Below are 15,136 nucleotides of genomic sequence, written 5' to 3'. Positions count from 1 at the left end.
GACTATTTGATCTCTTCAAAATCGAGATAGTCTCTTTTATCTGTTTTTTTAGCAGATGCCTGCGGCCGTTGTGCCTCTTGCTGCGCCTGTTGTTGTTCCTGATATTGCTGACGCATACGGTCCTGGATATCACCCATCTGACGGCGAACCTGTTTGGTGGACTGGTATACCGGTACAATGAAATCAAATATGAGCTTGTACAGCAGCCAGAATATAAATGTGTAAAAGATAATCTTAAGCATACAGCAAATGTAGGAGTTAATCGGCTATCAGGGCCGGAAAACGGCTGGATTTTAGGTTTTCTTTAACATGGGATTTGTTGAGATCAATTGCATACATATATAAATAATGTATGCAATTGATCAATCTGTTAAAAGTCTTTTAGTCCCAGTAAGGCAGCAGACTCAATTGCTTCCTTCTTATTATACTCCCATGTAAGTTTGCGGTGATTAACGGCATCTACGATGGTACCTATAAAGCAGAATCCCAGGGTAAAGAGGTATAGTATCCCCATTCCTATCTGCTTTAAGAGAAAACGTTGGATACCCGCAGGTCCGATCAGGCCGATAAGAGAACAGATCAGGATGGTTTGCGGGTCCTGACGGCGTCCCTGGTAGATAGACAGGAAGCGTCTTTTGTTTTCTTCAGAGAAGTTTTTGGTAAGTTCCTGCAGCCACATTAATTCTTCCGAATCAACGCCGGGCAACATGGCAAAAGAAAAATCTGTCATGTGATGTTGTTTTTTAGTTCAGAAATAGATTGTACCTGTAATTTCCCCAGCTGGAAGGTCCTATATGTTAACATGCATACGGCAAATGGACCTAAGGGATGGTTTTTAAAGGAGGCGATCCACTGTCCGTGAAGCAGGTAATTGATAGAATGTCCCATTCCGCAGCCCGGACACCAGGGAATTCCCAGGTGCTTCAACAAACAAAAACTTTGAGCGCCCGAAGCTTGTGGGTTCATGAAATATAGCAGCACTAACGCCGTTGGCCATATGAATAACTCTATATGAACGTGTTGTATGTATCTTTTAATTTGCATGTTACCTGCGCGGGCGTGAATTTATTAAAATCTTTTACAATCTGTATAGGTCGGGGGTTTGGATATATTAAATTATTTCGTACAAGTTAAAGAAATAGTTTTTGGATTAAAATAAATTCCTAATTTTGCATGTAGGAAAATGATTCAATTGAAGGGGACTGGACTGTCCCCTTCTCGTTTTTTTATATGGCAAATGAACATGTTTTAATAAACATCCGGGACCTGGCAGCTGAAATGCTGGCACCCTACCCGGAATATTTTGTGGTAGACGTGCGGATAAAACCCACTAATAATATAAAGCTTTTTGTAGATGGCGACAATGGTGTGCCTGTAGAGAAGCTTGTAGCCTTCAACCGCAACTTATACCCCAGACTGGAAGGTGCAAACCTTTTTCCAGATAATGATTTCTCCCTGGAAGTTTCCTCTCCCGGATTAGACGAGCCGCTTAAACTCAACCGCCAATATCTTAAGAATATTGGCCGTAAGGTAGCTGTGACGTTCCTGGACAATACAGAGAAGGAGGGTACGCTGCTGGCGGCCACTGAGGAGAAGATCACGATTGAGGAGACAGTGGGCAAGAAGAAAGAGAAAGTAACAACAGAAATTAATTTAAGCGAAATAAAGCACACTATGGTGTGCATCGTGTTTTAAAATATAATAATATAATCGAAACATGGCAAGTATTAACCTGATTGAGTCATTCACGGAGTTTAAGGAGGCGGAAAACATTGACCGCCCTACCTTGATGAAGGTATTGGAAGATGTGTTTAAAACGCTTCTTCGTAAGAAGTATGGCTCTGATGAGAATTTTGACGTGATTGTAAATACTGAGAAGGGTGACCTGGAGATTTTACGCCGCAGAACAATTGTGACGGATGGAGAAGTGGAAGACGATAATGCCCAGATTGCTTATTCTGAAGCCATTTTAGTAGAACCAGATTACCAGGTTGGTGAGGATCTGTACGAAGAAGTGGAAATCATGGATTTCGGCCGCAGAGCCATACTGGCTGCTAAGCAGACACTTTCTGCCCGTATAGGGGACCTGAAAAAGAACATCCTGGTAAAAAAATATGCAGATAGAGTAGGTGAAATTGTAACCGGTGAAGTTTATCAGGTTTGGAAAAAAGAAGTTTTATTGCTTGATGATGAAAGGAATGAGTTAATTTTACCTAAATCTGAACAAATTCCTACCGATTATTTCAAGAAAGGGGAAAATGTAAGAGCAGTAGTGAAGAAAGTGGAAATGAAAAACAACGCACCACTTATCATACTCTCCCGCACCCATCCTACCTTCCTGGCGAAATTGCTGGAAATTGAGGTTCCCGAGATCTTTGACGGCCTTATTGTAATCAAGAAAATTGTACGCGAACCCGGAGAAAGAGCCAAAGTGGCTGTGGAATCCTATGATGACCGCATAGACCCTGTTGGGGCCTGCGTTGGTATGAAAGGAAGCCGCATTCATGGCATCGTAAGGGAATTGCGCAACGAAAACATAGATATCATCAACTATACCGCTAACATCCAATTGCTGATACAGCGCGCCTTAACGCCTGCAAGGATCAGCCGCATGGAAGTGGATAATGATAATAAGTATGCTTCTGTTTACCTTAAGGCAGACCAGGTATCCCTGGCTATCGGAAAAAAAGGTGTAAATATTAAACTGGCCTGCGAATTGACAGGATATGAAATAGATGTGTTCCGCGATGAAGAACAGGAACAAACAGAATTTGATATTGACCTGGAAGAATTCTCTGATGAGATTGAAGAGTGGGTGCTGGATGAACTTAAACGCATTGGTTGCGACACCGCGCGTAGTGTGCTGGACCTTACAGTAGAAGAACTGGTTCGCCGTTCTGATCTGGAAGAAGAAACAGTAAAAGATATTAGAAGAATACTACAGGAAGAATTTGATAAGGATAAAGAGTAAGACCACACCGCAACTTCCCCAGGATGTGGGCTTACTTGACAGGAAATATTTTTTAGTTATTGTTAATTGTTAAAAAACGGAGTCCTGTTAGCTAACAGGAAAAATGGGGAGGCCCGAGATTACAATATGCCTGAAGTAACAAACAACACGCCACGATTGCTGGCTGCAGCCAAGGAGTTCAATATTGGTAAGGAAACGCTAATCGATTTTCTTGCTAATAAAGGCTATGATATGGGGGGCTTTGGTTCACCCAATGCACGCCTGACTTCTCAGATGTATGTGGCCCTGCAATCTGAATTCCAGCAGGATAAGGCTAATAAACGCAAAAGCGATCAGATAGCCTTGCCTAAAGGAAGTGTGTTAGATGCAATGAAGAAGAAGGAAAAGGAAGAAGCAGAGGCAGCAGCAGCCAAAAAGAAGGAAACCTCTTCTAAAGAGGAACCCACATCCCCGGCAGCAGTGGAACCCAAACCAGAGCCTAAACCCGAACCAAAGCCCGAGCCTAAAGCAGAGCCCAAACCCGAACCAAAACCGGAGCCTAAGCCTGAACCAAAGCCCGAGCCTAAACCGGAACCGGTAGTGGCAGCGGTAGTAACCCCTCCTGTTGTTAAAACAGAAGAGGTTAAGAAAGAACCGCCTGCTCCGCAGCCCCCTGTTGTTGAAAAAGCCCCTGTAGTTCCTGCACAACCGGAAAGCCCGGAAGTCACTAAAACAGATGCTCCAAAGATTAATGGCCCCAAAGTGGTGGCCACTATTGATCTGGATGCCCTTAATAAGCACAAAAAAGCTCCTCCGGTTGCCAAGAAACAGGAACAGGAAGAAAAACCAGTTGCAAAACAACCGGAAACACCTGTAACTCCTGTGGCTCCTATAGCCCCCGTTGCTCCCGTAGCACCTGTGGCAAAAGAAAAAGAACCCGTTAAGGAGCCTGTTGTTGTGCCGCCTGTACAACCAACACGCCCCGTAGAAGCAGTAAAACCTGCCGAACCGGAAGTGGTGAAACCTGTACAGCCCATCCAAACAGAAAAAGTTATTGCACCTGTTGCTGAAAAACCAGTTGTTAAAGTGGTTGAAGACAAACAGGCGCCGGTAGCTGAAAAAACAGCCGTCGCTCAGGATAAAACAAAAGAACCGGTACCTGCGAAAGAACCCGCACAAAAACCGGCCGCACAGCATATGGAGGAAGTTGCAGCAGCAATTGCATCAGACCAGGATGATAACGGTGGTAACGCCGTTATAGAAAACATACAGGCAGAAAAACTGACCGGACCAAAAGTCATCGGTAAAATCGATCTGCCCGTTCATACCGAAAGACATACCCGCGATAACAAGGGAAATAACAATAATTTCAATCGCGGCGGTGGCGGTAACAATAATAACAATGACCGCGATGACAAACGCAAACGCAAGCGTATCATCGTAGAAAAGAAACCAGAACCTGTCTCCCCAAATGAGGGTGGTTCCGGGAATAAAGGCGGTCATGAAGGTGGTGGCAACCGCGGTCCGGGTAACCGTGACTTTAACCGCGATCATAACAGGCCTGCGGGTGCTGGAGGTAATCGCGGTGGTGGTAATAATGCCAATGCCGGCGATGCAAATAAACCTGCAGGACCAAGCAGACCACATGCTGCACCTAATCGTGACGGCAGACCAGGTGGTAACAGACCGGGCGGACCAGGCGGCCATCAGGGCGGCGGTAACAGACCGGGTGGACCAGGTGGTAACCGTGGCGGCGGAGCAGGCGGCAACAGACCAGGTGGTTTTGGTAACAGACCCGCTGTAGGTGCTGGTGGTGGTTATGGTAACCGCGATAACAGGAGACCTGAGGACAAAGAAATAGATAAGAACGAAATCCAGAACAAGATCAAGGAAACCATGGCCAAAATGACCGGCGGTGGTGGACGTGGTAAAAATACCAAAGCCAAACAACGCCGTGATAAACGTCATGAACTCGCAGAGCAAATGGCTAACCAGGGCGCTGAAGGCAACAAACTCCAGGTTACAGAATTCGTTTCTGTAAGTGAACTGGCCAACCTGATGGACGTGAGCTTCGCAGAAGTAATCTCCAAATGTATGGGCCTCGGTATCATGGTATCTATTAACCAACGCCTCGATGCGGAAGTAATAGAACTGGTATCCGGAGAGTTTGGTTACGAAGTTGAATTCATCGGTGTAGATGATGCAGACGAAATGGACGAAGAGGAAGTAGAAGATAACGAGGAAGATCTGGTTCCAAGAGCGCCTATTGTGACCATCATGGGTCACGTAGACCATGGTAAGACCTCCTTGCTTGACTATATCCGTAGCGCAAACGTGGTGTCCGGTGAGGCAGGGGGTATTACCCAGCACATTGGAGCCTACCAGGTAACTACCGCTACAGGAAAACGCCTCACCTTCCTGGATACACCGGGTCACGAAGCCTTCACTGCGATGCGTGCCCGTGGTGCCAAAGTTGCGGACATCGCTATCATCGTAATTGCTGCGGATGATGCGATCATGCCACAGACAAAAGAAGCCATCTCCCACTCACAGGCAGCGGGTCTGCCTATGGTGTTCGCTATTAACAAGATAGATAAGGAGGGCGCTAATCCTGAAAAGATTAAAGAACAACTGGCTGGTATGAACCTGCTGGTAGAAGACTGGGGTGGTAAATACCAGAGCCAGGAAATTTCTGCCAAGAGCGGTTTCAACATAGACATCCTGCTGGAAAAGATATTACTGGAAGCTGAATTACTTGAACTGAAAGCTAATCCTAACAGAGAAGGCTCCGGTAGCGTAATTGAAGCATCACTGGATAAAGGTCGTGGTTATGTAGCCACCCTGCTGGTACAGGCAGGTACCCTTCATCAGGGCGATACCATCGCTTCGGGGTCTCACTTCGGTAAGATCAAGGCGATGTTCAATGAACGCGGTCAGCGTGTAGAATCCGCCGGGCCATCCGCACCTGTACAGGTACTGGGTCTGAACGGTGCACCGCAGGCTGGTGAGAAATTCAGAATGTACGAAGATGAATCCGAAGCAAAGGAAATGGCTACCCGCCGTGCGCAGATCATCCGCGAACAGGGTATCCGTACCAAGAAACACATTACGCTGGATGAAATCGGTCGTCGTCTTGCACTGGGTAACTTCAAACAGCTGAACCTGATCATCAAGGGTGACTTTGATGGTTCTGTAGAAGCATTGAGCGATTCCCTGCAGAAACTGTCTTCCGAAGAAATTGCAGTAAGCGTAGTGCACAAGGCAGTGGGTCAGATCACAGAATCCGACGTATTGCTGGCTACCGCTTCAGATGCGATCATCGTGGGCTTCCAGGTGCGTCCGTCTTCACAGGCATCCAAACTGGCAGAGAAAGAGAATATCGAGATCCGTACCTACTCCATCATCTACGATGCGATCGATGAGCTGAAGAGCGCGATGGAAGGTATGCTTGAACCTAAGATCGAGAAGAAGGTTATTGCCAACGTAGAGGTGCGCGAAACTTATCGCTTCGACAAGGTTACCGTTGCAGGTTGCTTTGTACTGGATGGTAAGATAGCCCGTAACACCCGTGTGAACCTGGTACGTGATGGTATAGTAATCTACACCGGTGAACTGGGATCTCTGAAACGCTACAAGGAAGATGTGAAAGAAGTGGCTGCCAACATGGAATGCGGTCTGAGTATCAGAAACTACAGCGACCTCCACGTAGGAGATATAGTAGAAGGATTCGAAGAGGTAGAAGTAAAGAGAACGTTATAATACAGCATAAACTTTTGTTAAAAAAATAAGCCGCTATCACGCGGCTTATTTTTTGGTTACTTTTGAAATTCACTGCACTCGTTATTATGAATAGAATATTGGCAATTTCTGCAGGCGCATTACTGCTTTGTCAGGTAGTTTCAGCCCAGCAGAAAAAGATGGTAGCGGATAAAATAGCCGCCATCGTAGGGGACAAGATCGTTTTGAAGTCTGATGTGGAAGGAGAAATGGTAAACCTGCAACGTAATACGCCGGACAATAGCCTGCCTCCAAACGCTTCCTGCCTGATTATGGAACAGATCATCGCTCAGAAAGTAATGGTAATGCAGGCAGAACGCGATAGTTTGCCCGTAAGTGACGCGGATGTGGACGGACAGATAGAAAACCGTATCCGCTATTTCGAAGAACTATATGGTACCCGCGAAAAAATGAAAGAAGTAACCGGGTATTCTATTTACCAGCTGCGTGAACGCTTCCGCCAGCCTATCAAAGAAGGCCTTCTGGCAAAAGCCATGCAGGAAAAAATCACCGGAACAGTAAAGGTGACCCCTTCTGAAGTAAAAAGGTATTTCGATGGTATTCCTCACGATAGCCTTCACTTCTACGAATCTGAACTGGAAATAGGTCAGCTGATCCTGTTGCCGAAACCCACCCGCGAAATGGAACAATACTCCATCAGCCGTCTGCTGGATTTCAAAAAACAGGTGCAGGACAAAACCAACGACTTCGGTCGGTTGGCACTCTTGTACTCAGACGATCCCGGAGCTAAAGACAACAAGGGTGTATACATCCTGAACCGTGCAGATAAACAATGGGATGCAGACTTCCTCGCAGCGGCTTTCCGCCTGAAAGAGAATGAGATCTCCAGCCCTATCAAAACACAGTTCGGTTACCACCTGATCCAATGTATTAAACGCCAGGGTGATAACGTGACCGTTCAGCATATTCTGCTCAAACCAAACATCACCCGTTCCGATATCGCCCAGGCAATGGCCAAACTGGATACCATCCGAACCAACATAGCTACCGGTAAATACACCTTTGCAGAAGCTGTTGCCAAATACAGCGATGCCCCAATGGCTAAGTTCGACGGTGGTATGCTACAGAACAAAATGAATGGTAGCACCCTGATCACCATAGATCAGCTGGACGATCCTTCCGAAAGGGATATCGTACTTATGCTGGACACCCTGAAACCAGGCGGACTATCCAAACCGGTTCAGTATACAGATGAAAAAGGAAGTCTCGGTTGCCGTATTGTTTACCTGAAAACACGTACCCAGCCTCACCGCGAGAACATGACCGATGATTATGCACGTATCCAGCAACGTACCTTGCAGATCAAACAGGAAGAAACCCGCGACAAATGGCTGAAGGAAAAAATCCCTACGTACTATATCCATGTGGATGATGAGTTCAAACAGTGCAGTCACATCTCCAAATGGATTGAAAGCGTTGCCAAACAGTAAATGAGAACAATACACATTATAATATAATTGATCCCCGGTATAGCTATACCGGGGATTTTCATTTAAACATGAACTTTAGGCTTTTTCGGCTTTTTACACGTAACTTTGCGCCTTCAATTCTATAGGGATGAGTGATGCCATAAAGCATGAATGCGGTTTAGCATTTATAAGATTAAGGAAGCCGTTTTCTTATTACCAACAACAATATGGAACGGTTTTCTACGGCCTCAACAAGCTGTACCTGCTGATGGAAAAGCAGCATAACAGGGGACAGGATGGCGCAGGGATAGCAACCGTGAAATTGAATACAGAGCCAGGGGTCCCTTTTATGCAACGTCTCCGCAGCAGCGCTACACAGGCGATCGGTGATATCTTTGCCAAAGTGAAGGACGAGATCGACGAGATCGAAAAGTACCAGCCTGAAATCACCAAGTACCCCGGCCTCATGAAAGGGCATATGCGCTTCCTGGGCGAATTACTGATGGGGCATCTCCGCTACGCCACCCAGGGCAGAAACAACGTAGAACTCTGCCACCCCTTTGTACGCTACAACACAATTCCTGCACGCAACCTGGCAATCGCCGGTAACTTTAACCTGGTAAATGCTGATGAACTCTTCAAGTTCGTAGACGTTCAGCCAGGAGAAACACATAAGAACAGCGACCTTGCTGCTATGCTGGAAGTAGTACACCATTTCCTTTGTAAAGCAGATGAAGAAAGGACTAACGGTCTGGATGTGAAGCAGATCCTTCAACAGGCTTTCTCCATGTTTGACGGTGGTTACCACGTATGTGGTCTTTTAGGTAGCGGTGATTCTTTCGTGATCCGCGATGCACACGGGATACGCCCTTCTTACTATTATGTAAATGAAGATGTGATCGTAGCTGCTTCCGAACGTGCTGCCATCCGTACCGCTTTCAACGTAGGGGAAAACGAAGTACATGAACTGATGCCGGGTAACGCACTGATCGTAAAAGAAAACGGCGAATACAGCATAGAACAGATACTGGCGCCTAAAGAACGCCGTGCCTGTAGCTTTGAAAGGATCTATTTCTCCCGTGGTAACGACGAAAAGATCTATAAAGAGCGTCACGCACTTGGTCAGAACCTGTCTGAAACTATCCTGAAGAATATAGATAACGACCTTCGCAATACCATCTTCTCCTTTATCCCAAATACGGCTGAAATAGCTTTCTACGGGATGATTAAAGGGCTGGAAGATTACCTGAATAATATTAAGATCGAACGTATCGCTTCCTGGGGTAAGGACATAGATGAAGAGAAGCTGACGGAAATGATCAGACGCCGCGTCCGCATTGATAAAATAGCTATCAAAGACGTGAAAATGCGCACCTTTATTTCAGCAGATACCGGCCGTAATGAAATGGTACAACACGTATACGATATCACTTATGGTACCGTACGCCCGGGTATAGATACCCTGGTAGTAATAGACGACTCCATCGTTCGCGGTACTACGCTGCGCGAAAGCATCATCAAAATGCTGGACCGTCTGGGACCAAAAAGGATCATCGTTGTTTCTTCCGCACCGCAGATCCGTTATCCTGACTGCTACGGTATCGACATGAGTAAGATGGGCGATTTCGTTGCCTTCCAGGCTGCTATTTCCCTGCTGAAAGAACAAGATAAGGAACATATCCTGCAGGAAGCGTATGGCCTTTGCCTGGAACTGCAGCGTACCAACACCCTTCATGCGCAGAATGTGGTACGTAATATTTACAAACCTTTTACTACAGAAGAAATCTCTGCCAAGATTGCACAGATCATCACTCCTTCCGGCATTAATGCCAAAGTAGATGTGATCTATCAATCTATAGAAAGTCTGCATAAAGCTTGTCCCAATAACCTCGGTGATTGGTACTTCACAGGTAACTATCCTACTCCGGGTGGTAACCGTGTGGTAAACAAAGCTTTCATGAATTATATGGAAGGCAAGAACGAAAGAGGATATTAAATATACAGGCCCGGGCGTAATTCCCGGGCCTATTATTAAATTTACTTTAAATCCCTGTTTCCACGTCCCTTCTACCGCACCGGTCCGCTCTTACTCCCGGTAAAATCCGTAAATTAGTTAGTACTAAACATTAATTCTCATGCAGCTAACCTGTAATGTGCTATGAAAACATTACTTCTTATTCGACACGCCAAATCCAGCTGGAATGATCCGGATGTAGATGATTTTGACCGGCCACTTAATAAACGGGGCAAACAGAATGCGCCTGAAATGGCGTCAAGACTGATGCTGCGCGGAGTTGTACCGGAGCTGATCATTGCTAGTCCGGCTAAACGGACCAGCAGTACTGCCAAGATCATGGCCAAAGAATGGGATTACCCCAAAGAAGCTATCCTGTTCGAAGAAGAGCTCTATCTCTGTTACGCGTCTACCTTTCTGAAAGTGATCACTAAAATTGACGACGATTTCAGCGCTGTCGCCATCTTCGCACATAATCCCGGTATTACCGACTTTGCCAATTACCTGACCCAGGAGATACGCATTGATAATGTTCCCACTACCGGTATCTTTGCCGTACAGGCATTTACTGATTCATGGAAAGATTTTGACCGCGCCAGGAAAACATTCCTGTTCTTCGATTACCCCAAACAGGAAATCGTCTAACCTTTCACGATCTTATTATACGAAACTGTGATCCCCTTGATCAATGAGGAACTGAATCCCTGATGCTCCATCTCATTGAGACCAGCGATGGTGCATCCTTTAGGGGTAGTTACTTTATCGATCTCTTCTTCCGGATGGCGTTTTTCACGTATCAGCAATTCTGCTGCACCCTTCACCGTTTGTGCAGCGATCAGATTGGCTGTTTTTACATCAAACCCGATCTCTATACCCCCTTGTATATTGGCCCGGATAAAACGCAAAGCATAGGCAATACCACATGCTCCCAATACCGTGGCAGCATCCATCAGCTTTTCGTCTATACTTACCGTAACTCCCAGCTGGTCAAACATATCTTTTACAAAAGTCACCAGTTGCTCCGGTACGTTCTTATAACAGATACAGGTCATGGATTCCTGGATGGCAATGGCCGTATTAGGCATTGCTCTCACCACCGGCATCCCTGCTCCGGCTATCTCTTCCAGGTCGTCTATAGATACCCCGGTCATTACGCTGATCAGCACCTGGCGTTTCGGATCAAATGCGCTCTTTACTTTTGCCAGTACCTCTTTTACATTGTAGGGCTTTAATGCCACAACTATTATTTCCGCACCACGGATGGCCGCCTCATTATCTGAAATCGTCTGCACACCCAATGCCTGCAACTCGCTTAATGATGCAATATTTCTTTTTGTAACGGTAAGATCCGCAGGCTGTGCAAAGCCGCTCTTTAATAACCCCTGCGCTATTGCAGATCCCAGATTTCCACCACCAATGATGGCGATTTTCTTACTAGACATGTTCACTATCGCTTTAATATTATGCGGAAGGTATAACAAGATGATCAGATACACAAGAACACTAGTCACATTAAAATAAAATGTGTTACTTCGCATGCCTAAATCCTATTTCATGCCCACTCGTTTTAATCTTGTACTTGTCTTTTTCCTGTGCTTCCTTACGCAGCAATTAACAGCTCATACGACTGTGAAAAAAGCGCCTGTAAAAGTAAAAGGGAAAGTGGTACGCATTATAGACGGGGATACCTTTGAACTACTGGTAAAAAAGGAGACTTACAAGATCCGCCTGAGTGCTATAGATGCACCGGAAAAAGGACAGGACTATTACCAGAAAAGCAGGCAGGCCCTGGCAGATCTGATCTTTGGTAAGATGGTAACGGTAGAGTTGTTGAATAAAGACAGGTATCAGCGCTGGATAGGAGATGTCTACAGCAGCAATAATGAGTATGTAAACGGGTGGCTGATAGCGGACGGACATGCCTGGCATTATACAAAATATTCAAAAAGTGCCCCGCTGGCAGCCGCAGAAGCGAATGCACGAAGGCAGAAGCTGGGCCTTTGGGCACAGGCAAATCCTATCGCTCCCTGGTTATTCCGGGAAGAATCCAAACAAATAGGGAATGGCAAAGACAGAACGGGGAAGAAAAAGGGGCCGAAAGGGAAAAAAGGCGTCAGGACATAACTTTAAAGTCTGTTCTGATACGTCCCTGCTAAGTAACATTACCTGGCAAATTATACAAAGGCCTGGTGCTAACATTATACCGTTATAACACAATATCATCCGATCCCCTTCAGGAAAGCTGGCTTAATCCAGGGTAACATGGCTCCAGTTTTCTCCGCTTTTAATACGGTAGAGCTGCATTTCACTGATATCAAACTGCTCGGCAATCTGTTTCATTGTCTTTTTACCGGGTTTAGCCAGTAAACGTTTGATACTCTTAACTTTGGTAATGTTGAGCTTCAGCCCTTTAACACGGTTACGCTGCTTTTCCTTGTAGGCAAGTTTAGCTGGACTAAACTGCTGATGCGCTTCCATTTCTTCTTTAGTAGCCCATTGCAGGTTACTGACCTTGTTGTTCTTCTTGTCGTAATCAACATGGATCACGTACTTGTATGTACGGCCGGGCTTCTTGTTAAACAGTTTGGCTACTTCCCTGTGCAGGTATAGCGACTGATAACTGTCTGCAGGCTTAACATTCAATACGGTATAGCCTTCCACTGTAGATCCGGACAAGAGTTTTCCGTCCGTGATATCTTCATAATAGCTGATCACTCTTCCCATGTTAGAGACTGCGTATTTTTTACGCAGGGCAGATTTGTTTTTAATCTGCAAGTCTTTCCAGACTTCATTTTTCAGGTTTTTAATCGTGGCCATGTGAAAGAAATTTAATAGTTGAACCTGGGGTTTATCCGTAAACGTTACAATCTACTACTTCATTATTTGCCGGCAATAAATTATTATCTGCAAGGGGGGATGTCCGTTCTATAACATGATCCTTGTAATGTATTGCTACTTTATCTAAAACGTCTTCTACTGCTGCCAGCGTATTGCAAGTTACTAATTGTTGTCTGAAATCTTTGATGTGCGGTAATCCCTTGAGATAATTGGTATAGTGCCTGCGCATTTCCAGTATACCTACAACGTCCCCTTTCCAGGCTACCGAATGCCGCAGATGTTTCTTACAAACTTCTACTCTCTCAAAAACAGTTGGAAGAGGTAAATGTTCACCCGTCTTCATAAAATGCTTGATTTCATTAAAGATCCAGGGATACCCTATTGCAGCACGTCCTATCATAATCCCGTCCACACCATATTTCTGACGGGCAGCTACTGCCTGTTCAGGTGTACAGATATCTCCATTCCCAAAGATGGGTATATGAATACGGGGATTGTTCTTTACTTTGGCGATCAGCGACCAGTCAGCGCTACCCTTATACATCTGGGTACGGGTACGCCCATGTATTGTAAGCGCCTGTATGCCAACATCCTGTAAACGCTCTGCTACTTCTTCAATATTTTTTGTGTTATCATCCCAGCCAAGGCGGGTCTTTACCGTAACCGGCAGACGGGTAGCCTTCACCACCGCGGACGTTAACTTTACCATTTTAGGAATATCCTTCAGGATACCGGAACCGGCGCCCTTGCATACTACTTTCTTCACCGGACAGCCGTAGTTGATATCCAGCAGATCAGGATTGGTTGCCTCTACTATCTGTGCGGCCATTGCCATTGGTTCCTCATCCCCGCCAAAGATCTGAATACCTACAGGGCGTTCATAATCAAATATATCCAGCTTCTGCCGGCTCTTGATCGCATCACGTATAAGACCCTCCGAAGAAATAAACTCCGTATACATCAGGTCCGCCCCCTGGTCTTTACACACTGCACGAAAAGGTGGATCACTTACGTCTTCCATCGGAGCCAGTAAGAGCGGAAAATCACCTAATATTATATTCCCAATTTTTACCATTTTATTATTTGATAGCTGGCTATTAACACTTATTAATCCGGAAACCAATTGCCAACTCGATTTCGCACTGTAAATTTACGCAAAATTACTCTATGACAGGCTACCTGAGGCAGTACCCGCCAGCGTTACAGATCGCTACATTTTTTGGCTTATTCATTGGCTTTTCACTGCTGTATGGGATCTTCCTGATCACTGTTTTTCCTTACATCAGCGGCTATACCATAGAAACACTGCAAACTGCTGATCCTTCCCTACCTAAAGTTCTCGGCTATCTGAAATTAACGCAATTTCTATACACTTTAGTAGTTTATCTGTGCCCGGCGGCCCTTTTTGCCTATCTGGCAGCCCCCAGCCCTGCACAGTGGATGCACTTACAGAAAGCTCCCAGGGTATTGCCGGCAGCGCTGGCCATTTTAGTTATGCTGGCTGCATTACCAGTGGTAGGCTTTGCAGGTGACTGGAACCATACCTGGCAGCTGTCCGGGTCCTCCATGCAAATGGAAGAACAGGCAGAACTCCTTACCAGGATATTGCTGAAAATGCCCAACTTGGGTACACTGCTCGTAAACATCATACTCATTGCCATACTCCCTGCTATCGCAGAAGAGTTCTTTTTCAGAGGGGTGATACAACGTCTTCTTATCCAGGCCATGCCAAAAATTCCCTGGATAGCAGTTCTCCTTACCGCTGTTTTCTTCAGCGCTATTCATATGGAATGGCTGGACTTTATCCCCCGCATTATATTAGGTTTCCTGTTGGGTGCTATCTATTATCTGAGTGGGAACCTCTGGTTATCCATCCTCGGACACTTCCTCAATAATGGAATGCAGGTGGTGATGGTCTATCTTTATCAGGCTAAACTGATCCATGACGATCCTATGCAGTCGGAAACCACCGCCTGGTACAGCGCAGCCATCAGCCTGATTATAACAGTAGCTCTGCTGTGGTACCTGCGTAAAAGGTCGGATCAACCTAAACTACTCACTGTAAAAGAACCAGATATAGATTCAATCGGTGAGTAAATCGTAAATTACAGGCATCAATAAAAGACT

The 15,136-nt window shown here is 45.7% G+C and carries 14 protein-coding genes; 8 read left to right on the top strand and 6 right to left on the bottom strand.

From position 1 onward, the window contains the following. Positions 1-2 precede the first annotated feature (2 nt). From GO495_RS18225 to GO495_RS32740, 3 genes are all read right to left on the bottom strand, one after another. A complete protein-coding gene (locus GO495_RS18225; RefSeq protein ID WP_157301159.1) occupies positions 3-242 on the bottom strand; it encodes a hypothetical protein in 240 nt (79 codons plus the stop codon). 128 nt (positions 243-370) lie between these two features. Next, positions 371-730, bottom strand: a complete 360-nt coding sequence (locus GO495_RS18220; RefSeq protein WP_205691289.1) for a TM2 domain-containing protein — start codon at positions 728-730, stop codon at positions 371-373. Continuing rightward, a complete protein-coding gene (locus tag GO495_RS32740; RefSeq protein ID WP_205691288.1) occupies positions 727-966 on the bottom strand; it encodes a DUF2752 domain-containing protein in 240 nt (79 codons plus the stop codon). The genes GO495_RS18220 and GO495_RS32740 overlap by 4 nt, the downstream gene beginning before the upstream one ends. Before the next feature lie 264 nt (positions 967-1,230). Between GO495_RS32740 and GO495_RS18210 the strand changes: the two genes are divergently transcribed. The 6 genes from GO495_RS18210 to GO495_RS18185 all read left to right on the top strand — a co-directional run bounded on the left by GO495_RS18210 (position 1,231) and on the right by GO495_RS18185 (position 10,816). Further along, complete coding sequence (locus tag GO495_RS18210) at positions 1,231-1,695, top strand: LSm family protein (protein WP_157301157.1); 465 nt, start codon at positions 1,231-1,233, stop codon at positions 1,693-1,695. Between the two features lie 22 nt (positions 1,696-1,717). Beyond that, positions 1,718-2,971 carry a transcription termination factor NusA gene (gene nusA / locus GO495_RS18205; protein ID WP_089781448.1) on the top strand — a complete coding sequence of 418 codons (1,254 nt, stop codon included), beginning with the start codon at positions 1,718-1,720 and terminating at the stop codon, positions 2,969-2,971. Positions 2,972-3,097: 126 nt separating this feature from the next. After that, on the top strand, positions 3,098-6,709 hold the full coding sequence (gene infB, locus GO495_RS18200; RefSeq protein WP_157301156.1) for a translation initiation factor IF-2: 3,612 nt from the start codon (positions 3,098-3,100) through the stop codon (positions 6,707-6,709). Between the two features lie 86 nt (positions 6,710-6,795). Beyond that, positions 6,796-8,178 carry a peptidylprolyl isomerase gene (locus GO495_RS18195; protein WP_157301155.1) on the top strand — a complete coding sequence of 461 codons (1,383 nt, stop codon included), beginning with the start codon at positions 6,796-6,798 and terminating at the stop codon, positions 8,176-8,178. A gap of 127 nt (positions 8,179-8,305) precedes the next feature. Next, positions 8,306-10,153 (top strand): amidophosphoribosyltransferase, encoded by a 1,848-nt coding sequence (locus GO495_RS18190; RefSeq protein ID WP_157301154.1) that lies wholly within the window; start codon positions 8,306-8,308, stop codon positions 10,151-10,153. A gap of 162 nt (positions 10,154-10,315) precedes the next feature. Then, a complete protein-coding gene (locus GO495_RS18185; RefSeq protein WP_089781457.1) occupies positions 10,316-10,816 on the top strand; it encodes a SixA phosphatase family protein in 501 nt (166 codons plus the stop codon). Here the strand turns inward: GO495_RS18185 and proC are convergent. Continuing rightward, complete coding sequence (proC, locus tag GO495_RS18180; RefSeq protein WP_157301153.1) at positions 10,813-11,613, bottom strand: pyrroline-5-carboxylate reductase; 801 nt, start codon at positions 11,611-11,613, stop codon at positions 10,813-10,815. The genes GO495_RS18185 and proC overlap by 4 nt on opposite strands. 112 nt (positions 11,614-11,725) lie before the next feature. On the opposite strand from proC, the gene GO495_RS18175 reads away from it, so the two are divergent. Beyond that, on the top strand, positions 11,726-12,295 hold the full coding sequence (locus tag GO495_RS18175) for a thermonuclease family protein (RefSeq protein WP_157301152.1): 570 nt from the start codon (positions 11,726-11,728) through the stop codon (positions 12,293-12,295). A 123-nt stretch (positions 12,296-12,418) separates the two neighbouring features. Here the strand turns inward: GO495_RS18175 and GO495_RS18170 are convergent, their stop codons facing one another. Together GO495_RS18170 and dusB are read right to left on the bottom strand one after the other, a co-directional pair. After that, a complete protein-coding gene (locus tag GO495_RS18170) occupies positions 12,419-12,988 on the bottom strand; it encodes an NUMOD4 domain-containing protein (RefSeq protein WP_157301151.1) in 570 nt (189 codons plus the stop codon). Between the two features lie 31 nt (positions 12,989-13,019). After that, positions 13,020-14,084 (bottom strand): tRNA dihydrouridine synthase DusB, encoded by a 1,065-nt coding sequence (dusB, locus tag GO495_RS18165; RefSeq protein WP_157301150.1) that lies wholly within the window; start codon positions 14,082-14,084, stop codon positions 13,020-13,022. Between the two features lie 92 nt (positions 14,085-14,176). Between dusB and GO495_RS18160 the strand changes: the two genes are divergently transcribed. Continuing rightward, positions 14,177-15,106, top strand: coding sequence for a CPBP family intramembrane glutamic endopeptidase (locus tag GO495_RS18160; RefSeq protein WP_157301149.1), 930 nt, complete (start codon positions 14,177-14,179; stop codon positions 15,104-15,106). Positions 15,107-15,136: the final 30 nt, after the last annotated feature.

The sequence above is a fragment of the Chitinophaga oryziterrae genome (genome assembly GCF_009758125.1).
Classification (GTDB): domain Bacteria; phylum Bacteroidota; class Bacteroidia; order Chitinophagales; family Chitinophagaceae; genus Chitinophaga; species Chitinophaga oryziterrae.
The sequence above is the reverse complement of the archived record's forward strand: the minus strand, read 5'-3'. Positions and strand labels throughout refer to the sequence as shown.